This window comes from Arthrobacter sp. 01N442 (assembly GCF_056399345.1).
This window is the reverse complement of record NZ_JBFTRD010000005.1, coordinates 195,653-218,864: the sequence shown is the minus strand read 5'-3', so window position 1 is coordinate 218,864 and position 23,212 is coordinate 195,653. Positions and strand designations below refer to the sequence as shown.

At 66.8% G+C, this 23,212-nt stretch carries 25 protein-coding genes, 1 tRNA gene and 1 other RNA gene; 14 read left to right on the top strand and 13 right to left on the bottom strand.

Annotation, left to right across the window (positions count from 1 at the left end):
• Positions 1 to 31: 31 nt before the first annotated feature.
• Positions 32 to 1,597, bottom strand: a complete 1,566-nt coding sequence (mptB, locus tag AC1DNC_RS12280) for a polyprenol phosphomannose-dependent alpha 1,6 mannosyltransferase MptB (protein ID WP_476862811.1) — start codon at positions 1,595 to 1,597, stop codon at positions 32 to 34.
• A 157-nt stretch (positions 1,598 to 1,754) separates the two neighbouring features.
• On the opposite strand from mptB, the gene orn reads away from it, so the two are divergent.
• The 4 genes from orn (at position 1,755) to def (ending at position 4,508) form a co-directional block, all read left to right on the top strand.
• Entirely contained in the window at positions 1,755 to 2,402 is a 648-nt protein-coding gene (gene orn / locus AC1DNC_RS12275) for an oligoribonuclease (RefSeq protein WP_476862810.1), read from the top strand.
• Between the two features lie 131 nt (positions 2,403 to 2,533).
• Positions 2,534 to 2,606: transfer RNA gene (locus tag AC1DNC_RS12270), tRNA-His, on the top strand.
• A gap of 131 nt (positions 2,607 to 2,737) precedes the next feature.
• A complete protein-coding gene (locus AC1DNC_RS12265) occupies positions 2,738 to 3,892 on the top strand; it encodes an acyl-CoA dehydrogenase family protein (protein WP_476862809.1) in 1,155 nt (384 codons plus the stop codon).
• 43 nt (positions 3,893 to 3,935) lie between these two features.
• Positions 3,936 to 4,508: a peptide deformylase gene (def, locus tag AC1DNC_RS12260; protein ID WP_476862808.1), complete on the top strand. Its 573-nt coding sequence runs from the start codon at positions 3,936 to 3,938 to the stop codon at positions 4,506 to 4,508.
• 175 nt (positions 4,509 to 4,683) lie between these two features.
• Here the strand turns inward: def and ppk2 are convergent, their stop codons facing one another.
• Positions 4,684 to 5,595, bottom strand: a complete 912-nt coding sequence (gene ppk2 / locus AC1DNC_RS12255) for a polyphosphate kinase 2 (protein WP_476862807.1) — start codon at positions 5,593 to 5,595, stop codon at positions 4,684 to 4,686.
• A gap of 134 nt (positions 5,596 to 5,729) precedes the next feature.
• Between ppk2 and AC1DNC_RS12250 the strand changes: the two genes are divergently transcribed.
• Together AC1DNC_RS12250 and AC1DNC_RS12245 are read left to right on the top strand one after the other, a co-directional pair.
• Complete coding sequence (locus AC1DNC_RS12250) at positions 5,730 to 6,692, top strand: 1-phosphofructokinase family hexose kinase (RefSeq protein WP_476862806.1); 963 nt, start codon at positions 5,730 to 5,732, stop codon at positions 6,690 to 6,692.
• 99 nt (positions 6,693 to 6,791) lie between these two features.
• Positions 6,792 to 7,358, top strand: coding sequence for a hypothetical protein (locus AC1DNC_RS12245; protein ID WP_476862805.1), 567 nt, complete (start codon positions 6,792 to 6,794; stop codon positions 7,356 to 7,358).
• Between the two features lie 19 nt (positions 7,359 to 7,377).
• Here the strand turns inward: AC1DNC_RS12245 and AC1DNC_RS12240 are convergent, their stop codons facing one another.
• The 4 genes from AC1DNC_RS12240 to AC1DNC_RS12225 all read right to left on the bottom strand — a co-directional run bounded on the left by AC1DNC_RS12240 (position 7,378) and on the right by AC1DNC_RS12225 (position 10,496).
• Positions 7,378 to 7,665: a hypothetical protein gene (locus tag AC1DNC_RS12240; protein WP_441417537.1), complete on the bottom strand. Its 288-nt coding sequence runs from the start codon at positions 7,663 to 7,665 to the stop codon at positions 7,378 to 7,380.
• Positions 7,666 to 7,782: 117 nt separating this feature from the next.
• Positions 7,783 to 8,580, bottom strand: a complete 798-nt coding sequence (locus AC1DNC_RS12235; protein WP_476862804.1) for an HNH endonuclease family protein — start codon at positions 8,578 to 8,580, stop codon at positions 7,783 to 7,785.
• Between the two features lie 147 nt (positions 8,581 to 8,727).
• On the bottom strand, positions 8,728 to 8,937 hold the full coding sequence (locus tag AC1DNC_RS12230) for a hypothetical protein (RefSeq protein ID WP_476862803.1): 210 nt from the start codon (positions 8,935 to 8,937) through the stop codon (positions 8,728 to 8,730).
• A gap of 65 nt (positions 8,938 to 9,002) precedes the next feature.
• Positions 9,003 to 10,496 (bottom strand): glyceraldehyde-3-phosphate dehydrogenase, encoded by a 1,494-nt coding sequence (locus AC1DNC_RS12225; protein ID WP_476862802.1) that lies wholly within the window; start codon positions 10,494 to 10,496, stop codon positions 9,003 to 9,005.
• A gap of 278 nt (positions 10,497 to 10,774) precedes the next feature.
• Between AC1DNC_RS12225 and AC1DNC_RS12220 the strand changes: the two genes are divergently transcribed.
• Positions 10,775 to 10,927 (top strand): hypothetical protein, encoded by a 153-nt coding sequence (locus tag AC1DNC_RS12220; RefSeq protein ID WP_175320881.1) that lies wholly within the window; start codon positions 10,775 to 10,777, stop codon positions 10,925 to 10,927.
• An 85-nt stretch (positions 10,928 to 11,012) separates the two neighbouring features.
• Here the strand turns inward: AC1DNC_RS12220 and AC1DNC_RS12215 are convergent, their stop codons facing one another.
• The 4 genes from AC1DNC_RS12215 to rnpB form a co-directional block, all read right to left on the bottom strand.
• Positions 11,013 to 13,247, bottom strand: coding sequence for an FtsX-like permease family protein (locus tag AC1DNC_RS12215; protein WP_476862801.1), 2,235 nt, complete (start codon positions 13,245 to 13,247; stop codon positions 11,013 to 11,015).
• A complete protein-coding gene (locus tag AC1DNC_RS12210) occupies positions 13,244 to 13,459 on the bottom strand; it encodes a hypothetical protein (protein WP_476862800.1) in 216 nt (71 codons plus the stop codon). Before AC1DNC_RS12210 ends, AC1DNC_RS12215 begins: the two co-directional genes overlap by 4 nt.
• Positions 13,460 to 13,546: 87 nt before the next feature.
• Positions 13,547 to 14,074 (bottom strand): PadR family transcriptional regulator, encoded by a 528-nt coding sequence (locus AC1DNC_RS12205; protein WP_476862799.1) that lies wholly within the window; start codon positions 14,072 to 14,074, stop codon positions 13,547 to 13,549.
• Between the two features lie 73 nt (positions 14,075 to 14,147).
• Positions 14,148 to 14,541: RNase P RNA component class A (rnpB, locus tag AC1DNC_RS12200), an RNA gene on the bottom strand.
• A gap of 110 nt (positions 14,542 to 14,651) precedes the next feature.
• Between rnpB and AC1DNC_RS12195 the strand changes: the two genes are divergently transcribed.
• From AC1DNC_RS12195 to AC1DNC_RS12185, 3 genes are read left to right on the top strand one after another with little or no spacing between them, the layout of a single operon-like run.
• Positions 14,652 to 15,545: a slipin family protein gene (locus AC1DNC_RS12195; RefSeq protein ID WP_476862798.1), complete on the top strand. Its 894-nt coding sequence runs from the start codon at positions 14,652 to 14,654 to the stop codon at positions 15,543 to 15,545.
• 4 nt (positions 15,546 to 15,549) lie between these two features.
• Complete coding sequence (locus AC1DNC_RS12190; protein ID WP_476862797.1) at positions 15,550 to 15,747, top strand: hypothetical protein; 198 nt, start codon at positions 15,550 to 15,552, stop codon at positions 15,745 to 15,747.
• A gap of 53 nt (positions 15,748 to 15,800) precedes the next feature.
• On the top strand, positions 15,801 to 16,565 hold the full coding sequence (locus AC1DNC_RS12185; RefSeq protein ID WP_476862796.1) for a YaaA family protein: 765 nt from the start codon (positions 15,801 to 15,803) through the stop codon (positions 16,563 to 16,565).
• A 57-nt stretch (positions 16,566 to 16,622) separates the two neighbouring features.
• Here the strand turns inward: AC1DNC_RS12185 and AC1DNC_RS12180 are convergent, their stop codons facing one another.
• Both AC1DNC_RS12180 and AC1DNC_RS12175 read right to left on the bottom strand, forming a co-directional pair.
• Positions 16,623 to 17,360 (bottom strand): zinc ribbon domain-containing protein, encoded by a 738-nt coding sequence (locus AC1DNC_RS12180; RefSeq protein ID WP_476862795.1) that lies wholly within the window; start codon positions 17,358 to 17,360, stop codon positions 16,623 to 16,625.
• 178 nt (positions 17,361 to 17,538) lie between these two features.
• Positions 17,539 to 18,432: a Nif3-like dinuclear metal center hexameric protein gene (locus AC1DNC_RS12175; protein WP_476862794.1), complete on the bottom strand. Its 894-nt coding sequence runs from the start codon at positions 18,430 to 18,432 to the stop codon at positions 17,539 to 17,541.
• Between the two features lie 111 nt (positions 18,433 to 18,543).
• Here AC1DNC_RS12175 and msrA point away from each other — a divergent pair, with 111 nt between their 5' ends.
• The 3 genes from msrA (at position 18,544) to epsC (ending at position 20,692) form a co-directional block, all read left to right on the top strand.
• Entirely contained in the window at positions 18,544 to 19,068 is a 525-nt protein-coding gene (gene msrA, locus AC1DNC_RS12170) for a peptide-methionine (S)-S-oxide reductase MsrA (protein WP_476862793.1), read from the top strand.
• 66 nt (positions 19,069 to 19,134) lie between these two features.
• Complete coding sequence (gene cysK, locus AC1DNC_RS12165; protein WP_476862792.1) at positions 19,135 to 20,070, top strand: cysteine synthase A; 936 nt, start codon at positions 19,135 to 19,137, stop codon at positions 20,068 to 20,070.
• A gap of 37 nt (positions 20,071 to 20,107) precedes the next feature.
• A complete protein-coding gene (gene epsC, locus AC1DNC_RS12160; RefSeq protein WP_476862791.1) occupies positions 20,108 to 20,692 on the top strand; it encodes a serine O-acetyltransferase EpsC in 585 nt (194 codons plus the stop codon).
• Between the two features lie 78 nt (positions 20,693 to 20,770).
• On the opposite strand, the gene gndA is transcribed toward epsC, so the two are convergent.
• Complete coding sequence (gene gndA, locus AC1DNC_RS12155; RefSeq protein ID WP_476862790.1) at positions 20,771 to 22,207, bottom strand: NADP-dependent phosphogluconate dehydrogenase; 1,437 nt, start codon at positions 22,205 to 22,207, stop codon at positions 20,771 to 20,773.
• A 227-nt stretch (positions 22,208 to 22,434) separates the two neighbouring features.
• On the opposite strand from gndA, the gene AC1DNC_RS12150 reads away from it, so the two are divergent.
• Entirely contained in the window at positions 22,435 to 23,163 is a 729-nt protein-coding gene (locus AC1DNC_RS12150) for a FadR/GntR family transcriptional regulator (protein ID WP_476862789.1), read from the top strand.
• Positions 23,164 to 23,212: the final 49 nt, after the last annotated feature.

The following is a 23,212-nucleotide window of genomic DNA, read 5'->3' as shown; positions in this document are numbered from 1 at the left end:
CTTCCGACGCTGGGGCAGGTGGCTGCGACGCTCAGATGACGGGCCGGGTGGTTACCGGCTCCGACGGCTTGCTGAACAGCTGCTTGGTTTTCGGATCAAGGAAGATCAGGTACAGGGCGAACAGCAGGGCGATGATCGCGGCGGCGTTGCGCGCCAGGGCGAGCGCGAGGCCCAGGTCGTCGGTCTGCAGGTAGGGGAAGACTTCCAGCTGGTCCGAGATGGCGTAGACCATGAAGAAGGACACCATGAAGTACAGAGCCTTGACCTGCCAGTCGTCCCGGATGCCGGTGACCGCAAAGAGCGGGATGAGCCAGACGACGTACCAGGACTGGATCATCGGGGCCAGGAAGACGACGGCGGCGAACGCCAGGGTGAGGCGCCGCATCAGGCGGTCGAAATCGCCGCGGAAGATCTGCCAGCCGACAATGCCTAGCGCAAGCAGCTTCCCGGCGTCGTACGCCCACTTGGCCATCCCCCAGCCGTCCAGGCTGAAGGCGTTGAAGATCGAGGCGACAATGAGCCCGAGCAAGCCTACCGGCGCATACCAGATCCAGATGCTGCCGGGGGCGGATAGCCCGTTGATCCAGCCGAAGCCAAAGCCGTTGACCAGGCTCATCGCATAAAGCAGACCCAGGCTGATGCCGGCGGTCAGGGCCCAGAAGATGAACTTGCGCGGCCAGCCGGCATTCTTGCCTGCCCACAGCAGGCCGATGAACGGCAGGAACACGATCGTGATGGGTTTGACCGAGATGGAGAGCGTGACCAGGACCAGGCCAAGCGGCACGCGTTTGGTGGCGCAGTAGTAGAGGCCGGCGAGGGCCAGGCCGATCATCAGGGCATCGTTGTGCACGCTGGCGATGAAGTTGGTCAGGAACAGTGGGTTGGCGGCGGTGAGCCAGAGGGCGCGGTGCGGATTGACGCCGTGGAGCTCAGCCAGCTTGGGTACGTAGATCACGCAGAGCACAATGCCGACCAGAGCCGCGAGCCGGAACAGCATGACGCTGGCCTCCGGGTGGACGTTCGTGGACCAGACAACAAACTGTTCGATCCAAAGGAACAGCTGCCCGTACGGTACCGGCGCCTCGGTCCACATCTTGTCCGCGCCCAACTGGAAGTAGTTCGACAGCGCCGAGATGCCGTTCTCGTAGGGGTTGAACCCCTCCACCATGAGTCGGCCCTGGCCGATGTAGGCGTAAACGTCGCGGCTGAACAAGGGGACGGAGAACATCATCGGCAGACCCCACGCCGCCACGGCCGTCAACGTTGCCTTGCGGGCGCCGGGGCCCCAGGTGCGCACGCGCTGGCCGAGCCGGAGCCAGGCGCGGACCAGCAGCATGCCGCCCACGGCCAACAGGACGATGCTCAGCCCGACACCGACGGCCTCGGTCCGCATCCAGATGAACAAAGGCAGGCGCCGCAGTTCGGAGACCGGGGCGAGCCAGCCAACGCCTAGCGAACCGACCGCCATGAACATTGAGCCCAGGAAGCCCGACAGGATCGGCGAGCGGGCGTTGTCCACATCAGCAACAACTGCCTTCGGGGAGGTGCGGGACGTACCGGCAGCCGTTTCCCCCGCCGCAGGTACAGGCGCCGTCATCTCAGGATCGTCCAATCTCTTGTGGGGCTTGGTTGGCCCGCAGCCGGCCGGTAATCCGGCCATGGGGCAGGCCGCGATGACGAAAATCTTCGACGGCCGCGTACCCGAAATCCTAGCACCGGACCGCTCAGCGGCGGCGGAACGGTAGGCTGGGCGGGTGCCTATAACTAACGAACGCATCGTGTGGATCGACTGCGAAATGACCGGCCTGGACTCCAAGAACGACGCCCTCATCGAAGTGGCGGCCCTGGTGACGGACTCGGAACTGAACATCCTCGGCGACGGCGTCGACGTCGTGATCAAACCCGACGACGCCGCGCTGGCCCAAATGAACGACTTCGTGCGCGACATGCACACCCGGTCCGGCCTGCTTGCGGAGCTCCCCGATGGCAAGACCATGGCTGAAGCGCAGGCCCTGGTGCTCGAGTACATCAAGAAGTGGGTCCCGGACCCGAAGAAGGCCCCGCTGGGCGGCAACTCGGTCGGCACCGACCGTGTGTTCCTGGTCCGCGACATGCCCGAGCTCGTGGAACACCTGCACTACCGCGTGATCGATGTCAGCACCATCAAGGAACTCTCTCGGCGCTGGTACGCCCGGGCATACTTCCAGTCCCCCGCCAAGCTCGGCGGCCACCGCGCCCTGGGCGACATCAAGGATTCCATCGACGAGCTGCGCTACTACCGGGAGGCGGTCTTCGTGCCGGCCCCCGGGCCGGACAGCGCCACCGCCCAGCGGATCGCGAAGTCGATCATGGCACCGCAGGAAGTCCCTGCCGCCGCACCGCAGGAAGCCCCGGCGGAGTAATCTCCACCACGTTTGGGGAAAATTTCGGCGAATTCGGGAAAAGTGGCAAAACCACCCCCAAAGAGCAGGTAAGCTATTTGTCGTTGCCTTTCCAGCCAGCCGGTTCGCCGGACGGCACGGCGGGGCACATGGTGGGCGTAGCTCAGTTGGCAGAGCGCCTGGTTGTGGTCCAGGAGGTCGCGGGTTCAACCCCCGTCGCTCACCCTCACCAAGGACGGCAGAATTGTCCGACCTTGCCAAAGGCCGCACCGGTTATCCGGTGCGGCCTTTGTTGTCTGTCCAGAAAATGACTGCCCAGAACTTGCCCAGCGTCGTCCGTGCACGGAAGGAACCTCATGAAGCGCCAGCTCTTTGAAGAAGACCACGAGATGTTCCGTGAAGTGGCAGCGGAGTTCAACAACCGGGCCGTCGCCCCGCACTACGCCCAGTGGGACCAGGACCACATCATGCCCCGCGCACTGTGGACCGCGGCCGGCGAACAGGGCCTGCTGGGACTCGCCGTCCCCGAGGAGTTCGGCGGCATGGGCATGGCCGACTACCGCTTCCGGGCGGTCCTGGACGAAGAATTCGCCAAGAGCAACCACCTTGCCGTCGGCCTGGCCTTCCACCTGCACGACGACATGGTCCTCCCCCACCTGCTGGCCTACGGCTCGGACGATCTCAAATCGCGCTGGCTCCCCGGCATGGTCTCCGGGGAAACGGTCACCTCGGTTGCCTGGACAGAGCCCGGGGCGGGGTCGGACCTGCGCGGCATCCGCACCAAGGCCGTGCGGGACGGCGACGACTGGCTGATCACCGGCCAGAAGACCTTCATCGGCAACGGCATCTCCGGGGACGCCTCCCTTGTCCTTGCCCGCACCGATGGCGGCACCGGCCGCGGCGGCCGCGACTCCTTCTCGCTGTTCATGGTGCGCAAGACCGAGGGGTACAACACCGGCAAGCAGCTGGACAAGATGGGGCTGAAGGCCTCCGACACGGCGGAGCTGTTCTTCGACAACGTCCGGGTGCCGCACGCTGACCTCGTCGGCGAGGAGGGCAAGGGCCTGCAGTACGCCGCCGAGCAACTCCCCCAGGGCCGGCTCGCGATCGCCGTGGCGAGCTCCGCCGTCGTCCGCGCCGTTTATGAAGCGACGGTCAACTACACGAAGGACCGCAACGCCTTCGGCGAACGGATCATCGACTTCCAAAACAGCCGCTTCGAGCTCGCCGACATCCTCACCGAGGTCGAGGTCACCGAAACCTACGTCGACCGGGCCATCCAGGCCTTCAACGCAGGGGAACTCGACGCCGCTTCGGCAGCACGGGCCAAGCTCTGGGCCTCCGAACGGGCCAAGTCCGTCACCGACAGGTGCCTGCAGCTGCACGGCGGCTACGGCTACATCCTGGAGTACCCGGTGGCGCAGGCCTACCTCGCGGCTCGCCTGCTCACGATCTTCGGCGGCACGAACGAAATCATGCGCGACGTCGTCGGCCGCACCATCGCCGACTGACGGTCCGGCCCACAACCCACAGCACCAAAGGAACTCTTTCGACATGACAGTCCTTCCCATCACCATCTGGGGCGAACCCGTTCTGCACCGCCGGGCCGCCGAGGTCGAGGTCTTCGACGACGAACTGCGCACGCTGATCGCGGACATGTTCGAGACCAACGACGCCGCAAACGGCGTCGGCCTTGCCGCGCCCCAGGTCGGCGTGGGCAAGCGCTTGTTCGTGTACAAGTACGAGAACGACGACGGCGCCCCGCCGTCCGGCGTCGTCGTCAACCCGGTGCTGACCCTCTCCAAAGTCTCCGGCGCGCTGCCCGACCCCGACGAGGAAGAGGAAGGCTGCCTGTCCTTCCCGGGCGGTCATTACCCGCTCAAACGGGCCGAATGGGCCCGGGTGCAGGGCTTCGACGGCGACGGCAACCAGATCGAGTTTGAGGCGACGGGCTGGTTCTCCCGGGTCATGCAGCACGAATACGACCACCTTGACGGCAAGCTGTACGTCAACCGGCTGATCGACCGGTACTCCCGCAAGGCGATGAAGCAGGCCAAGAAGAGCGGCTGGGGCGTGCCCGGGCTGACGTGGATGCCGGGCGTGGACCCGGATCCCTTCGGGCACTAGCGCCCCGGCGGGCCCACGCTCGGCGTCGACGCGGCCAGCGTCGCGACGAACTTTCCCCACCTTTGACCCGACGCACAGGAAATCCCCCGGCGGTTTGGCGCGACGCGCCGGCCGTCGGTCGCAGAAGTGAGAAATTTCCGCCGCCGCCGGATAAGGACCCATCAGGGCCGCCGGCCTACTCGCCGTTCGACTTCTGCAGCTGGGCGGCGTGGTCGGGGACGTAGCGGAAGAGGTCCCGCGGCGGCCGGGTGTAGTTGACGGCGCGCGGCCTCTGCGGGAGTGTTACCGGCTCCGTCCTGACTTCGGTGTAGTCGATGCTGGAGAGCAAATGGGCAATCATGTTGATCCGGGCCCGGCGTTTGTCCTCCGCCTCCACCACAAACCACGGGGATTCGGCGGTATCCGTCTGCATGAACATGTCGTCCTTGGCCCGCGAGTAGTCCTCCCACCGCAGGATCGCCTCGCGGTCCATCGGCGAGAGCTTCCATTGCCGCAGCGGGTCTTCCAGCCTGGACCTGAAACGCCGTTCCTGCTCAGCGTGGCTGATCGAGAACCAGTATTTGAAAAGCAGGATGCCGTCCTGGATCAGCAGCCGTTCAAAAACCGGGCACTGGGACATGAAGCGTTTGTGTTCCGCGGGCGTGCAGAATCCCATCACCCGTTCGACGCCGGCGCGGTTGTACCAGGAGCGGTCCATCAGCACGATTTCCCCGGCCGCCGGCAGGTGCTGCACGTAGCGCTGGAAGTACCATTCACCGCGCTCCCGTTCGGTCGGCGCCGGCAGCGCCACAATCCGGGCAACACGGGGATTCAGGTATTCGGTGACGCGCTTGATGGCGCTGCCCTTGCCGGCGGCGTCGCGACCTTCGAAGATCACCAGCACCCGCGCTCCCGTGCTTTGGACCCATTCCTGTAGCGCAACCAGCTCCGCTTGAAGCCGCGTCAGTTCCGCCGTGTAGATGCCAAGCGGCAGCCGGCGAGGCTGCCCCGGCTTCTCCCCCGGGTTGTCCTTATGGCGCGCGGGCTCCCTGCCGGCGCTGCCCTTGCCCGCATTTCCCTTACCCGCGTTTCCCTTGCGATGTGCCATGCTTCCCGCCCGGTCGTGGCGGCTGAATCCCAGCCTCCTGTCCTGCCGCGCCCATTCTCGCGGAGCGCCCCACGGCCCACAAGGGGATCCCGGCCCGGGGACAGGGCGAACGCCGTGCTCTTATGCTTGGCCCCATGGAAGCCACCAAGCCGGCGCAGCCCATCCTCACGGTCACCGTGAACCCAGCCCTGGACATCAGCACCACCACCGGGGTGGTCACCAGCGGGCATAAGCTCCGTTGCGGGCCCAGCCGCTTGGATCCGGGCGGCGGCGGCGTGAACGTGGCCCGGGTGGTCCAACGGCTCGGCGGACGACCCCTGGCCATCTACACGGCGGGCGGCCCCACGGGTGAGGCTTACCGCAGACTGATCGAAGCGGAGCGGCTCCCCACCCTGGTGGTTCCAATCCAGGGCAGCACCCGGCAGGACTTCACGGTCGACGAGACCTCCACCGGCAAGCAGTTCCGCTTTGTCCTGCAGGGGCCCGAGCTGAGTGAACCCGAGTGGCGGCTGTGCCTGGCGCTCGTGGCGGATTCCATCCAGCCGGGCGGGTACGTGGTGGCCAGCGGCAGCCTGCCCCCCGGTGTACCGGACAACTTCTACGCCGAGGTGGCCCGGCTCGCGCGCGAGCAGAATGCGCGCTGCGTGGTCGACGCATCCGGGCCGGCCCTGGCCGCCGCCTTGTCGGAGGGGGTCTTCCTGGTCAAACCGAGCCGGCGGGAGCTCGGCCTGCATTTCGGCATCACCCTGGAGACCGAGCAAAGCGAGCTCGACGCGGCCATGGCGCTGGTGGCCGACGGATCCGCCGAGCATGTCGCGCTGACCCTGGGCGGCCAGGGAGCGGTCCTGGCGTCCCAGAGCGGCACGCTCCGTCTGGCCGTGCCGCAGGTCCGGGTGCAGAGCACGGTCGGCGCCGGCGACAGTTTCCTGGCAGCCTTCGTGCTCCGGCTGGCGCAGGGGCGCACGCTGGCCGAAGCGTTCCGTTCGGCGGTCGCTGCCGGCAGCGCGACGGTCACCACGCGCGCCACCGAGCTGTGCCACCGGCCCGACGTCGAACGGCTCGAGGCAGAACTCGCGGAACAAGCCTCCCGGGCCTAGCCGGGAAACCTGCCTTCCGCTGGCATGATGGGCCGCATGGGGGAAACCGAAACACGCTCAAGACCGAGGCCGCGCACCTTCAAGGAACCATCCGGCCGGGTGGTATCGCTCCTCGTCTGGGGAGGCAGCGCTGCGGCCGTCGGCTGGCTGCTGCTCGCCGGCAGGGGCGGGGCTGCCGCGGCGGCTGCGCCGTGGCTCGCGGCCGCGTCGCTGCTGGTCTACCTGACGCAGTGGCAGCCGCGGCTGGTCGTGGGGTCCGACGGGTTTGACGTGGTCAACGGCCTGCGGCGGCACCGGATCCCGTTTGCCGCGGTGGACGACGTCGAGGTCCGCTACACCGTCACGGTGAGGGCAGCCGGCAGGAAATACGTCAGCTGGGGTGCCCCGACGCCGCCCAGCGCCTTTGGGTCGGGATTCGAACAGGCGCGGGACTGGAAACAGCGCCCCTTCGGGATGCTGCCATCCAACGAGCGCATGAGCCAGGCTACGACGCCGGGGGCCCGGGATGCGATTGTCCGGGCCTGGCAGGATGCCCGGCAGCCGGGCGCAGCCGGCGGCCCCGGCCAGAGTTCGGCCGAGCGCACGGTCGTGTCGGAGTGGAACGTCCCGATGCTGGTCGTGGGTCTGCTCGTGGCCGGCTGGTGCGTGGTCTCCGTGCTCACCTGACTGCTGGACGGCCTGTTTCCTAGGGCATCACCTTGTAGAGCTCGATGACGGTCTCTTCAGGCGGGGACGTGAAGCCGCCCTCGATGCCGGCCTGCATTTTGGGCATCAGGATGCCGTCACGGAATTTCTCCCAGCTCTCCTGGGAGTCGTGGACCGCCATGATGGTCCACCCACCGGCCGATGCGCCGCCGGCATGAAAGACCTGCCCCTCCGGCAGGCGGCCTTCGCCGGGATGAACCGCGGCAATGGACGCCTCGTATTGTTCCTTGGTTCCCCCCGGGAAAAAGTGCACAACTCCGTAGGCCATTTCTGCTCCTCGAGTGGTGGGCCGTAGCTGACGATTCCAGTCCTAGACCTGGCAGTGTCGGGTGTCAATGAGCCAGGAATCGCTCCGCTCCCGACGGCGCAGACAACAGCGCAGACATCAGCGCGGCACGATGCTCTGCTGCTCCGGGCAGGCACCGAGAACCCGTTCCATCGCGTTCTTCTCGGCCGCTGTCACCCACAGCGCGTAGGCGGCCTTCACCGAGATTTGCCGAGCGACGTAGTGGCAGCGGAACGCCTTGTTGGGCGGGAGCCAGCTCGCAGCGTCGGACGCACTCTTGTCCTGGTTGGCCTGGCCGTCCACGGCGATCAGGTTCAGCGGATCGTTGGCGAGGTGCTGGCGCAAGAGCGGGCTCAGCTGCTGGGCGCCCGTCTGCCAGGCGTCGCCCAGGGCCACGACGTGGTCGATCTGCACGGCTTTGCTGGAATCCGCGCCGCGCCGGAAGTCAACCGTGCGCCCGGTGTAGGGCTCCTGGAAGGTCCCGGACCCGATCCGGCAGCGGGAGCCCTTGGTGAACCTGGCGCCGGCCAGGTCGCGGCGGAGAATGTCGTTGCGCGTGTCGCAGCCGTTGCGGTCGACGTCGAGCCATGCCTGGCCGAAGGCGCTGCGGTCATAGTTGCCACTGGCCGCGCGGCCCTTCACCGGGAGCGACGCCAGGACGTCCGCGGCTCGTCCGGGCGGCACCGGCCGCACCGCCGGGACCATCTTCATCCAGCCTGCCGCCAGCACCGGAGCTTCGGTGGGGCCCGTAATCCGCGGCTCCCCCAGAGCAAACTGGCCGGCGGTGAAGAACCAGGCGACGCCCGTTAGCAGTGCCAGCACCGCAGCGGCCAGCAGGGCCCAGGCCTGGCGGGACCGGCGCCGGGCGCGCCGGTAATCGCGCCAAGAGGTGGTCACGGCGGTATCGGCGAGGGCGAGGTCTGGTGCACCCCTTCAGCCTAGGCAGGGGCGCCGACGGCGGCCCGCTTGTCCACAGTGTGCAGGACAGGTCGCTGCCCCCGGGGCAGGCGTCCGCAGGGGCGCCGGAGGCTCAGCGCCCGGCGGTCACTGTTCCTTGGTGACCCGCCGGAGGTCCTCCTCGGCGAGGTTCAGCAGCTCTTCCAACTGGCTGACCCGCGCATCGTCGATCTCGCCGGCCTCGCGTTTGGCACGGGCGTCGTCGAGGAGGCGCTTGGCTTCCTTGGCGTTGCGCCGGGCTACGTCGAGGGCGTGTTCCAGAGTGGTTTCGTGCTCCACAGCCGAGTTCTGTTCCATGGCTCCATTGTGGTTCCCTTTCCCGGCCGATTCCAGCGGACCGGCCGGGAAGGTCCAAAGAGGGGCTAGCCGACCTCGACCGGCAGGCCGGCAGCTTCGAGGGTCGCGGCCGCGTCTTTGGCCGGGAATGACGGCGGGTTGACGCCAGCCATTTCCTCCATCACGCGGACCACCTGGCAGCTGTAGCCGAACTCGTTGTCGTACCAGACGTAGAGCACCAGGTTCTTGTCGTTGGAGATGGTGGCCAGGCCATCGACGATGCCGGCGCGGCGGGAGCCGACGAAGTCTGTTGAGACAACCTCGGGCGAATCGATGTAATCGACCTGCTTGCGCAGTTCGGAGTGCAGCGACATTTCCCGCAGGTAATCGTTGACCTCGTCCTTGGTGGTGCCGTTTTCCAGGCTGAGGTTCAGGATGGCCAGGGAGACGTCCGGGGTGGGGACGCGGATGGAGCTGCCGGTGAGCTTGCCGAGGAGTTCCGGCAGCGCCTTGGCGACGGCCTTGGCGGCGCCGGTCTCGGTGATGACCATGTTCAGCGCGGCGGAGCGGCCGCGGCGGTCGCCCTTGTGGAAGTTGTCGATCAGGTTCTGGTCGTTGGTGAAGGAGTGGACCGTCTCGACGTGGCCGTGCACCACGCCGTAGCGGTCGTTGATCGCCTTCAGCACCGGGGTGATGGCGTTCGTGGTGCAGGACGCCGCCGAGACGATCTTGTCCGAATCCGTGATCGTGGCGTGGTTGATGCCGTGCACGATGTTCTTCAGCTCGCCCTTGCCGGGCGCGGTGAGCAGGACGCGGGAAACGCCCTTGCTCTGCAGGTGCTGGGACAGGCCCTCGGCGTCGCGCCAGCGGCCGGTGTTGTCGACGACCAGAGCGTCGTGGATGCCGTAAGCGGTGTAGTCGACCGTGGCAGGGTTGTCCGAGTAGATGACCTGGATCTGGACGCCGTTGGCGGTGATGGTGTCGTTTTCGAGGTCCACCTTGATGGTGCCTTCGAAGGAGCCGTGCACCGAGTCGCGGCGCAGCAGGCTGGCGCGCTTGGTGAGGTCGTTGTCGGAGCCGCGGCGCACCACGATCGCGCGCAGCCGCAGGCCGTGCCCGCCGCCGGCCTTCTCGATCAGGAGGCGGGCCAGGAGCCGGCCGATGCGGCCGAAGCCGTAGAGGACGACGTCGGTGCTGGTGCGGTCGTCGCCGCCGCGCTTGCCGACAACTTCGGCCAGTTCGTTGCGCAGGAACTCGTCCAGGCTGACGCCTTCGCCTTCGGCGCGGTACTTTTCGGTCAGGCGGGCAATGTCGATCGCTGCCGCGCCGAGGTCGAGCTTGGTGAGGGCGTCAAGCAGGGGCGCGGTCTCTTCGAGGCGCAGTTCTTCCTTGCTCATCCGGCGGGCAAAGCGGTGCGCCTTCAGGATGTTCATGGTGGACTTGTTGATCAGGCTCCGGCCGTGGATGGACGTCACCACGTTGTTTTCGCGGTACAGCCGGCCGATTACCGGAATCATGGCCTCGGCGAGCGCCTCCCGGCCCATCCACGTATCAAGACAAGAATCTGACGTCTGGCTCACAGAACTACCTTCCTAAAATCCACCACATACGTCGTCGTATGCGGCTGTCGGCTGCCGGCGGGTCTCCGGAACCTGAACGCGGCGGGGACTCGGTCCACCCCGCGCGCCTGCATGGAGCGCAAAGAAAAAGCCACCGGCTGCGAACGCAGACCCGGTGGCAGAACATCTACGTTCGCTATCCATTCTAAAGCGGCGGCCCCACCCCTGAGGCCGGGGGCAGCGTGAAATCACTCACACGCCTGCGGGGCACGGCCGACCCGGTGACGTAGGATGTCCGGATGGGACTCATAGTTGCACTACTTGTCATCTGGCTCATTCTTTCGATCCTGGGCTTCGTCGTTAAGGGCCTGCTCTGGCTGGCCGTCATCGGCCTGGTCCTGTTTGTCGCGACGGCAGCGTGGGGCTGGGTGAAGCGGAAGGCCAAGGCCTGATCCGAAACCTACGTCGTGGACAAAGGGGGCTGGCACCGAACGGTGCCGGCCCCCTTTTTGCTTTCCTGTGGCGAGCCAGGCCGCGTCATTCGAATCGGGTGGCCGTCAGTCCGGTCTGGCCGCGGACCAGACCGGCCATCGCGGCGACGGCTGCGAGTGCCAGCAGCAGGCTGAGGCCCAGGGCGGCGAAGTACGACGGCGCAGGCCAAGACATGCGGTACGTGCCGTCGATGAAGGTCACCATGAGCCACGCCACGAGGAATCCGAGCCCCACGGAGAGCAGCAGGACGGTCAGGAGGGGGACGGCTGCCTCACGGATGATGATCCGGCGCAGGACGGACTCCGGCATTCCCATCAGCCGCATCAGGCCGAGCACTCTCTTGCGGTCCAAGATCGCGGAGGCGGTGGCGACGGACAGGGACAGGCCGGCGATGGCGATTGCCACGAACATGCCAAGGTAGGCGAGCACGGCAAGGCCCTGGATCAGGCGGGTGCTTGATTGTAGTCCTGCGTCCAAGGAGGAATTGGCGGGATGTGCTGTAACACCTGAAGTATTCAAGAGTGTCCGGGCGCGATCCATGGCCTCGGGCGTCCCGTCAGTGCCGAGCACCATCACCACCGGCACCATTCCGTCCACGTTGGCGGCAGCGGGAGCGGGGGTCAGTGCCAGCGGTTGCGTTGTCCAGGAGTATAGGAACGACATATCAACCGTGACTATCTCTGTTGCTGGGATGTCATCGAATCCCAGGCCGGGGGCGTCCGCGGCGCGAAGATAGATTTCGGGGCTGGCATCCCTTTCTGAGAGGACTGCCGGGCCATAGCCAACGGTTGCGCTCCTGATTCCGGGCAGTTCCCTGGCGTGGCGGGCGGCCGCCTCGACCTGGGCCGGAGTGTGCCCGGCCCCAACGTTGGCGTGGAGGCTGGTGGGTTGCAGCAGACCGGGCCTGGTCGGAGGCGCCTCAGCGGACTTGATGATGCTGGATGCTCCGGCGAAGACGGAGACGACGAACACGGCGATCACGAGCCCGGAGACGGAACGGAAGGTCGCCACCGGGGTTTTGTGGATCCGGCTGGCGGCAATGACTGCCGCCGCGCTCCGCGCCTGCCGCAGCCCGATCCGGCTCACGAGACGGGTCAGCCAGGGGCCGATGACAACGATGCCGACGAGGATCAGCAGAAAGCCGACGATAAGGAGTGGTGATTCCAGCCACGGCAGCCGCACCTCCAGGACCCGGATCATGAGTACGGCCGTGGTCATGGCGGCCAGTCCAGCCAGCAAGGGCACGGTCCGCCAGTTGGAGGGTGTCTTTTCCGGCACTGCCCTCGTCACGCCGAGCGGGCCAATGCCGGCACGGGCCGTGCGTTGCGCGGCGACGAGTGCCGATGCTGCGACGACCACTCCAACGACGACGGCGTCCGCGGCCCAGCCCGTGGCCAGATCGGCCGCGAACATCCTGCTGCCGTTGACTGGGATCTGTGCAGCAGCAGGTCTCAGCAGGACGGCCAGCCCGACGCCGAGAACTGCCCCGACCAGGCTGGGGACGGCTGTTTCGACCGCGGCGATTCGGGAGATGACCCGAGGGGACGCACCAATAAGCCGGAGGGTCGCGAAACGTTCCCTGCGCTGGGCCGCCCCGAGTCCGGTAACAATGCTGATCAGCAGCAGTACGGGAAAGAACACCGCAATGGCCCCGATGGACAGCACCGTGTTATAGGCGGCTGCGCTGCCACCGTAAGGGTTGGTCGTGAAGTCTGACACGAGAAAAGTTGGCCCGTTCTGGCGGAGTTCGGCCTCCGTTGCTCCCGCGACGACGATCAGGGAATCCGGTCCGGGCAGCGCAGCATTGTCAATCGTCCCGGCAAACGACCCGAAACGGTCGCCAAGCTCATTCCGAGGCGTTGACTCGATCAGACGCTGCAGCGCCGGCGAGGCATAGTACTGACCCGGCACCGGCGGGGCGCCGATCCCGGGGATCTTGACGGTAGTCGAATCCAGGGCGGCGAAATCGCGGCGGTTGATCAGCCGGTCTCGGAAGACCTCCACCGGGTTGGCTTCCATGAGCGCCGTGCCCGGGGTCAGCGGCACCGGCGTCCCGGGGCCGGAAGCGGTCGGGTCCTCCGCGGGAGGGGCGGAGACGGACGGGAGTCCGGTTTCGCGCAGCCAGGCACCGCGGTCATCACGTGCGCTCAGGCCGTTGGCGCCGCCCCACAGCAGCAACAACAGGCACACTCCGACGGCGACCCCTGCAGCGATGCCGGCGAGCCTGCCGTACGCGGACCGGCTGCCGACGACGGCCAGCTTGAACAGCCCGGGATTCACGCGGATACCCGGTAGCCGGCGCCGATGGCACCGTCGCGGACGATGACTTCCCGGTCCGCATACGCGGCGGTGCGGGCGTCGTGGGTGATCATCACCACCGTGGTCCCAGCTTCGCGGACAAGTTCTAGCATCAAGGTCAGTACGTTCTCTGCTGCGAGGGAATCCAGCGCACCGGTGGGTTCGTCCGCGAACAACACGGCAGGGGCGGTCACAAGTGCCCGGGCGCAAGGCTTCGGTCTGCCCGAAGGAGTGGTGCAGTCCCTGGGCGCTGAGGATCGGTGCAGCGTTGGCGTGGGTACTCATGCGCTCTGGAGCTCCTTCTTGAGTTGGGTCAGGCGGGCGCTGGTGAGGTCGATCCAGCGCAGATCGGCCTCTATGTGGAACAGCCCGTGGTCGCACATCAGCACCCGCAGCAGGTCCGCGTCCTTCTTCAGCCGGGTCAGTTCCCGCATCCGGGCCATGTGTTCACGGCGCTGCACATCGAGCAGCTGGTCGGCGTCGTCGTCGAGCAGCAGTGCGATCACGGTCTTGGCAAAGAGCTCGCTTTGCAAAGATCCCGAGGGAACATCCGGAGTGAACAGCCATTCGCGGACCCGGTCGCGACCCGCCACCGTAATCTCGTATTTCTTGCGGTCCGGACCGCCGCCGGTCTCTTCCCCCAGGGCCCGGATCAGCTCGTCGCGGACCATCCGGGCGAGCGTGGAATAGACCTGCCCGAAGGCAAGCGCCTTCTCGGCACCAAAGTAGCGGTCGTACGAATGCTTGAGGTCATAGCCGTAGCTCGGTTCGCGGCTCAGCAGGCCCAGCAGGGTGAGGGAATTGTTCACAGCACCATCTATACACTGAGTGCATAGTGTTGGCCAGCTCCGCGCGGGCGTGTTCCTCAAGGCGCGAAGTGAATGGATGGGTTGACCGATACGCCGGGTTCTGTGCTCCCGCGCTGTTACCGGCACGGGAGTAGCGGCCATCCATCTACGGACGCCGTTGCCGACGCCCTCCAGCAGCCTACCCGGACACTCGGGCGGGCAGCCCTCAAACGTGTCCTGTCTGGCCTTGCTCCGGGTGGGGTTTACCTAGCCTTCCCGGTCACCCGGGAAGCTGGTGGTCTCTTACACCGCCGTTTCACCCTTACCTGCTCCCCCGGCCGTGCAAACACGGCCCGGAGGCAGGCGGTCTATTCTCTGTGGCACTGGCCTGCGGGTTACCCCGAGTGGGCGTTACCCACCACCCTGCCCTGCGGAGCCCGGACGTTCCTCGAGCCACTTGCGTGACGCGCGGCCGCCTGGTCAACCCATCCGATGTTTATTCTACGGTCTCCCCCGCCAGCTGGGGCACCGGCGCCTTTTGGGCCCGCCGGTGGGAGAATGAAAGCAGCCACTCCCGTCATGCAAGGAAGCGATTCGGATGGATTTCACCGCCGTCGTCATTTGGCTGATCATCGCCGCGCTCGTGCTCATCCTGGCCCGGGCCTCGATCCGGATCGTGCGCCAGTACGAACAGGGCGTGCTGTTCCGGCTGGGCAGGGTCATCGGCGTCCGGATGCCGGGGCTGCGGTTCATCGTCCCGGTCATTGACCGGCTCCAGCTGGTCAGCCTGCGGATCGTGACCATGCCGATCCAGTCCCAGGGCATCATCACCCAGGACAACGTCAGCGTCGACATTTCCGCCGTCGCGTATTACCGGGTCATCGACGCCGTGAAATCCGTCGTGGCGATTGAGAACGTGGCCGCGGCGATCAACCAGATCGCCCAAACGACGCTCCGGAAAGTGGTCGGCCGGCACAGCCTGGACCAGACCCTGTCCGAAACGGAACATATCAACAGCGACATCCGCGAGATCCTGGACGCGCTCACCCTGGAGTGGGGAGTCGAAGTCACGCTCGTCGAGCTGAAGGACATCCAGCTTCCCGAAAGCATGAAGCGCGCCATGGCCCGGCAGGCGGAGGCCGAGCGGGAGAAGCGGGCCAAGATCATCGCGGCCGAGGGAGAATCCATCGCGGCGGTGGCACTCGGCGAAGCGTCGGACATGATGATGGCGCACCCGCTGGCCCTGCAGCTGCGGAACCTGCAGTCCCTCGTCGAGATCGCGGTGGACAAGAATTCCACGGTGGTCTTCCCGGCGCCGCTAATGAGCACCATCGGCGAGCTGTCCGCATTCCTGGCACGGGAGACAAAGTCCGCCCAGGAGGCCGCGCGGGCGCAGACACCCGCTTCCGCACCTGTCGCGGCGTCGGCGCCCGGCCAGGTTGCCGCCTCCGTGGCGCCTCCTATCCCGGCGACGCCGTCCAAGGTAGCCTGAGCGCATGGAACTGTTGCTGCTCGCCATCGGAGCCGGAGTGCTGGTTGTCGCGACCGTCGTGCGTGACCTCCTGACCCGCCGGAAGCACGCGCGGCTGGGCAGCGACCCGGACTCTGAGCGGGCGCGGCGTGACGTCCAGCGGGCGAAGACTCTTGGCCAGTCGCATTTCGTCGGCCTGGACAACACCGGGCACCGGCGCTAGCCCCGCGTCAAAACCCGCGGCGTCGGCCGCACGTCCGCCGGTAGGATCGTACGGTGCTAATTCTGTTGCCGCCTTCCGAAGGCAAAACCCCCGCGACCGGCGGCGATGCCGTCGACTCGGCCTCGCTCAGCTTCCCCGACCTCAATGCTTACCGGGCAAAAGTGCTTGAGGCGCTCGGCACCGTCAGCGCCCACGAGGACGCTCTGGCGCTGCTGGGGGTCGGAGCCTCGCTGAAGGCCGACGTCGAACGCAACACCCGCCTGCACGCGGAACCGGCCGCACCGGCGCACCAGGTGTATTCCGGCGTGCTTTACGACGCCCTCGGCTACCGCTCGCTGACCCCGGCGCAGCGGAAGAAGGCGGACACTTCCGTGCTGGTGATTTCGGCGCTCTGGGGCGCCATTCGCTTCGCCGACCGGGTGCCGGCGTACCGGCTGTCGATGGGTACGGCGCTGCCCGACGTCGGGCGGCTGGCCTCGTTCTGGAAACCGCAGCTAACTGCCGCCCTCGCCGCCGTCTCGGAGGGCGAACTGCTGGTCGACTGCCGTTCGAGCACCTACGCCGCGGCCTGGGCTCCACCGCCCGAGCAGACCGTGGCGGTGAACGTCTTCAGCGAGGTCAACGGGGTCCGCAAGGTGGTCAGCCACTTCGCCAAGCACACCCGCGGGGAGCTTGCCCGGCACCTGCTGACCCGGCGCGGCAAGGCCCCGCAGACGCCCGCACAGCTGAGACAAGCCGCGGCCGAGAAGTGGCCTGCGGAGCTGGTTCAGGGCACGGCCCGGAAGCCGCACACCCTCAACCTCATCCTGCCCAACTAGCTCGCAGTAGTTGTCGTTTTCAGGGCCGAAAACGACAACTAATGCCAGTCACCTGGCCTAGGCCCACTCGGCCGAGCGGACCAGGATGCAGCCGGAGTCGGGGCAGAAGACGATGTCGTCCTCGGCGGCGGCCTTGATCTCGGCGAGGTCGCCGGGGCTCAGCTGCATGCCGGAGCCCTCGGAGGTGCCGTGGAAGAGCCGCGCCGCGCCGACGCCGCGCTTGGCGAGCGTCTTCTCGTAGACGGCGAGCATGCCCGCGTCCAATCCCTCGGCGAACTCGGCGCGCTGGCCGCGCACCACGGTCGTCTCGGCGGCCACCTCCGCCAGCTGCTCGTCCAGTTCCGCACGGATGGTGCCAAAGGATCCTTGGATATCGTCGACGATCTGCTGCTGCGTGGCCTGGCGCAGGCGCAGCGAGTCCAGCCGCTCCAGGACCTCGAGTTCGACGTCTTCGAGGTCGGAGCGGCGCTTGTTCAGGGAGGCGATGTCGCGCTGCAGGGCCACGAGGTCCTTGGACAGCCCGGTGCCGCTGTTGAGCCTGGCCTCGTCGCGTTCGATCCGGGAGGCGACCTGCTCGACGTCGGCCTCGGCGCGCTTGAGTTCCAGTTCGGCGTCGTGCACCGCCACCTTCGCGGCGCCGAGTTCACCGTTGGCCACGCTGAGGGCGGCCTCCAGGTCCGTGATCCGGGAGTCGCTTTCAAGGCTGCGGCGGCGGTTGGAGAGGGACTTGAGCTTGGCGTCCAGTCCCTGCAATTCGAGCAACTTCAACTGTTCCGCCGGTGCTGCCTTGGCCACTATTTCCTCCGCTTGTTCACTTACCGGCCGGAGCCGGGCACCGTACCGGCGCTCCCTAGACTCTATCGCCTAGCCTGCTCCCCGGCATCGCTACGCCCACCCCGGGGGCACCGCACCCTAGCGCCTGGCATGCTCCCCGGGCTCGCTACGCTCACCCGGGGCCCCTCGCACGCCAGGCTTAGCCGGGAGTCAGAATGAAGTCCCAGGGGTCGCTGTTGGTGGTGCTGACCCGGATCTCGATGTCGTGGCCCTGGTCCGCCAGCACATTCCGCAAGGCGTCGGCGGCCGCCGGCAGCCAGAGCCACTCGCTGGCAAAGTGCGAAACATCGATCAGGTAGGGCCGGTCATTGACGGCAGCCTCGCGGGCCTCCGACGCCGGATGGTGGCGCAGGTCCGCGGTCAGGTAGACGTCCGCGTGGTTCGCCCGGACCTGGTCGAACAGCGAGTCGCCGGCACCGCCGCACAAGGCGACCCGGCGCACCAGGCCGTCCCGGTCGCCGGAAACCCGGACGCCGCCGGCCACCGACGGCAGGATGCCGAACACCCGCGCGGCAAAGTCCCCCAGCGTCTCGACGTCGGCAAGGTCGCCCACCCGGCCGATCCCCTCCTCGGGAAGTCCGTTCGCGGCCGGCGTCAGCGGCACCACGTCCTGCAGGCCCAGCGCGTCGGCCAGCACGTCGGAGACGCCACCGACGGCGGAATCACCGTTGGTGTGGACCGTCAGAAGCGCGGTCCCGGTCTCGATCAGCCGGTGCACTGCCTTGCCCTTGGGGGTGTTGGCGGCGACGGACGTGACTCCCCTGAGCAGCAGCGGGTGGTGCGTGATCAGCAGTTCGGCGCCCCAGTCGACGGCTTCCTCGATGACTTCCAGGGTGGGGTCCACGGCGAAGAGGATCTTGGTCACCTCTGCGGCCGGGTGCCCGGCCACGAGGCCCACCTCATCCCATTCCTCCGCCAGGGATTCGGGCCAGAGCTCCTCGACGGCCAGCAGGATCGTGCCCAGCGTGGCGGCCCCGCCGGTGCTGATGGCGTCGGCGGGCTCAGCTGAAACGTCGGTGTTCTCAGGTTCCATAACCTCATTTTTACCCTATCCGCGGTCTCCGCCACCCCTGCCGGGAGTCCCGGATAGGGCCGGAATGCCGGGTTCGGGAATGATCCGGGCCGTTCGTCCATTGAACAGGACATGAGAACTTTCGTCCTCGGCGGTGGCTGCTTCTGGTGCCTCGACGCCGTCTACCAGAAGACCAAGGGTGTCAGCTCGGTTGTCTCGGGCTACACCGGAGGCCACGACCGCAACCCCGACTATTACTCGGTCTGCTCCGGAACCACCGGTCACGCGGAGGTGGTGGCGGTGACCTTCGACGAGGAGGCGATCCCGGCCGAGGTCATCCTCGACATGTTCTTCGCGCTGCACGATCCGACGACACTGAACCGGCAGGGATACGACGTCGGCACCCAGTACCGGTCCTCGATGTTCTACGAGACCACCGAAGAGAAGATCCTCTTCGAAGAAGCGATCGGCCGCAACCAGGAGCTCTGGTCCGACCCGATCGTCACCGAGGTCAGCCGTCTGCCGGTCTTCCACGTGGCCGAGGATTTCCACCAGGACTACTACGCGAAGTACCCCGAGCAGGGCTACTGCCAGGTGATCATCAACCCCAAGCTGGCGAAGGCCAGGAAATATTACTCTGCATGGCTTAATGCTTAGCTAGGGCCTGAAAGCCCTCGTTAGGCTGACCTTAGAATTCCTCCTCACAGATAGGCATACCTACCCATGGCACGGATCTATGACGATGTTACCCAGCTGGTCGGCGGCACCCCGCTGGTCCGCCTCAACCGGCTGAGTGAAGGCCTGGACGCCACCGTTGCGGTCAAGCTGGAGTTCTACAACCCGGCCAACAGCGTCAAGGACCGGATCGGCGTCGCCATCATCGACGCCGCCGAGAAGTCCGGTGCGCTGAAGCCCGGCGGAACCATCGTCGAGGGCACCTCCGGCAACACGGGCATCGCCCTGGCCATGGTCGGCGCTGCCCGCGGTTACAAGGTCATCCTCACCATGCCGGAGACCATGTCCACGGAACGTCGCGTCATGCTCCGCGCCTATGGTGCCGAAATTGTGCTGACCCCGGGCTCCGAGGGCATGCGCGGAGCCGTCGAAAAGGCCCAGGAGATTGTCGCCAACACGGAGAACTCCATCTGGGCGCAGCAGTTCGCCAACGAGGCGAACCCCGAGGTGCACCGCCGGACCACGGCCGAGGAAGTCTGGGCCGACACCGACGGCAAGGTGGACATCTTCGTCGCCGGAGTCGGCACCGGCGGAACCGTCACCGGCGTCGGACAGGTGCTGAAGGAGCGCAAGCCCGACGTGCAGATCATCGCCGTCGAGCCCAAGGACTCCCCCATCCTCAACGGCGGCGCCCCGGGCCCGCACAAGATCCAGGGCCTCGGTGCGAACTTCGTGCCGGACATCCTGGACACCAACGTCTACGACGAGGTCATCGACGCCACCCTCGAGGACTCCGTCCGTGTAGCCCGCGATCTGGGCGTCAAGGAGGGCATTCTCGGCGGCATCTCCTCCGGCGCGATCGTCTGGGCAGCCCTCGAGCTCGCCAAGCGCCCGGAGAACGCCGGTAAGCTGATTGTTGCCGTCGTTTGCGACTTCGGGGAGCGCTACATCTCCACCGTGCTGTACGACGACATCCGCGGCTAATTCAGGCCCTGTCCCAAGAATTCGTAGAAAGGTCTTTGTGAGCTTCTTCGCAAGGCTGAAGGAAGACCTCGACGCCGCCCGGTCCCACGATCCGGCGGCGCGGGGTTCTTTCGAAAACTTCTTTGCCTACTCCGGCCTGCACGCGATCTGGGCGCACCGCCTGACGCACCGGCTTTGGCAGAACCCATCGCTGCGCTTCCTAGCGCGGCTGATCTCCCAGCTGGCCCGATTCCTGACCGGCATCGAGATCCACCCCGGCGCCACGATCGGCCGCCGCTTCTTCATCGACCACGGCATGGGAGTCGTCATCGGCGAGACCGCCGAGATCGGCGAAGATGTCATGGTCTACCATGGTGTCACCCTCGGCGGCCGGTCGCTGGCCAAGATCAAGCGCCACCCCACCATCGAGGACCGCGTCGTGATCGGCGCGGGGGCCAAGGTCCTGGGGCCCATCACGATCGGCCGGGACAGCGCGATCGGCGCCAACGCCGTGGTGGTCAAGGATGCCCCGGCAGAGTCGATCCTGACCGGCGTGCCGGCCACCTGGCGGCACCGCGACGCCCAGCGCGAGACCAAACCCGCCGTCGACCCGGCCGAATACCTGATCGAGTACCGGATCTAGGCTCGACCTTAACGCCAGCGACCGGCGTCCCTCGAATGAATCGGGGGACGCCGGCCGCTGTGGCTTAACCAGACTCGGCTAGTGCGTGTCCACTGCCGCGATCTCGGACTTGTCCTCGCCCCAGAGGGTGTGGAAGGTGCCCTCGGTGTCGATGCGGCCGTAGGTGTGCGCACCGAACAGATCGCGCTGGCCCTGGATCACGGCGGCCGGCAGACGCTTGCGGCGCAGGCCGTCGTAGTAGGCCAGCGAGGAGGAGAACACCGGCACCGGGATGCCGAGCTGCACGGCGGTGGCCACCACGCGGCGCCAGGCCGGGAGGACCTCGGCGATCGCCTTGGTGAATGCCGGCGCGAAGAGCAGGTTGGCCGGCTTCTCCTCCGCGGCGTAGGCCTTGGTGATTTCCTTGAGCAGCTCGGCACGGATGATGCAGCCGCCACGCCACAGCGAGGCGATCTCGTCCAGCTTGAGGTCCCAGCCGTACTCGCCCGCGGCCGAGGTCAGCATGTCCAGGCCCTGCGCGTAGGAGACCAGCTTGGAGGCGTACAGCGCCTGCCGGACATCCTCGACGAAGGTCTCGGGGACCTCGACGGCGGCCTCGCCGCCGGCGAGCAGCTCCTGGGCCAGCTTGCGCTGCTCCGCCTGCGAGGACAGCGCGCGGGCGAAGACCGATTCGGCGATGCCGGAGACCGGGGAGCCGAGCTCGAGGGCGGAGATGACCGTCCAGCGGCCGGTCCCCTTCTGCCCGGCGGCGTCCACGACGACGTCGACGAACGGCTTGCCGGTCTTGGCGTCGACGTGGCCGAGGACCTCGGCGGAGATCTCGATCAGGAAGGAGGCGAGCTCGCCCTTGTTCCACTCGGCGAAGACCTTGGACTGCTCGGCCGGCTCGATGCCCGCGCCGGAGCGCAGCAGGTCGAAAGCCTCGCCGATGACCTGCATATCGGCGTATTCGATGCCGTTGTGCACCATCTTGACGAAGTGTCCGGCGCCGTCGGTGCCGATCCAGGCGCAGCAGGGCTGGCCGTCGACGTGGGCGGCGATCTTTTCCAGCAGCGGACCAAGCGCCTCGTAAGACTCCTTGGAGCCGCCCGGCATGATCGAGGGGCCGTTGAGCGCGCCTTCCTCGCCGCCGGAGACGCCGATGCCGACAAAGTGCAGGTCCTTCTTCGCGAGCGCGGCCTCGCGGCGGCGGGTGTCCTCATAGTGCGAGTTGCCGGCGTCGATGATGATGTCGCCGGCCTCCAGCAACGGCTCCAGCTGCTCGATCACGGAGTCCACCGGCTTTCCGGCCTTCACCATGATCAGTACGCGGCGCGGCTTCTCCAGCGAGTCAACGAGTTCCTGCAGCGTTTCCGTCCGGACGAAATCGCCGTCCTGGCCGTGCTTCTCGAGGAGCGCGTCGGTTTTCTCCACGGATCGGTTGTGCAGGGCAACGGTGAAGCCGTTACGGGCCAGGTTCCGGGCCAGGTTGGCCCCCATCACCGCAAGGCCGGTGACACCGATGTGTGCTGACATCAAAACTCCAATTCATTCTGTGCATCGAGTGCAGTTCGTTCCACATATGCTGCGGAACACGCTTCTTGGGATCAGTGGCTGTCAATAAACCATATGTATTTCCGCGGACTGCACGAAAGCAGCGCCCACGTGGCGGAATACGGCGCGTCACAAACAGTCTATGATTTTCCGCGGCCACTGCGCCTGTAGCCGCAGGGATTGCGACGTCCGCCACTATGCTTACGACTATGTCGACCAGCCTGCATCACCGCGCCATTGAGCATCTGGGAGCCCGCATCGTCTCCGGTGAGCTTCCCTCCGGCCATGTCATGCTGGCCGAACACCTTGAGGATGAGCTGAAAGTCTCCCGCTCGGTAGTCCGTGAAGCGGTGCGGGTGCTGCAGTCGCTGGGGCTGGTCGAGACCATCAAACGCGTCGGGATCCGGGTGCTACCCGCCAGCCGCTGGAACCCTTTCGATCCGCTTGTGATCCGCTGGCGCCTTGCCGGCGAGGGCCGCGGCGCCCAGCTGCGCTCCCTGGCTGAGTTGCGCACCGCCGTGGAGCCGATGGCGGCCGAACTCGCGGCCGGAAACGCCCCGGACGACCTCCGCAGCGAGCTGGTGGAGGTCTCTCACGCCATGCGGGAGGCGGGCGTGGCCGGCGACGTGCCGCGGTTCCTGGAACTGGACATCAAGTTCCACTCCCTGCTGCTGAGCGGCTCGGGCAATGAAATGTTCGCCAACATGGTGGGCCAGGTGGCCGAGACGCTGACCGGCCGCACCGTCCACGGCCTGATGCCCGACCATCCGCGGACCTCCGCGCTGCAGTGGCACGTGGATGTGGCGGAAGCTATTGCGGACGGCAACGGCGCGGCCGCCCGCGAGGCCTCCAACAAGATCATGCGCGAGACCATCGCCGACATGGAACCCAGCTGGAAGGACCAGCCCCGCGTGTTCGTCCCGCTCCAGCCCCGCTAGGCAAGCCTCCAGCCAAGGTGAGGCTCCGAGCGGCGCCCAGCGCGGCCCG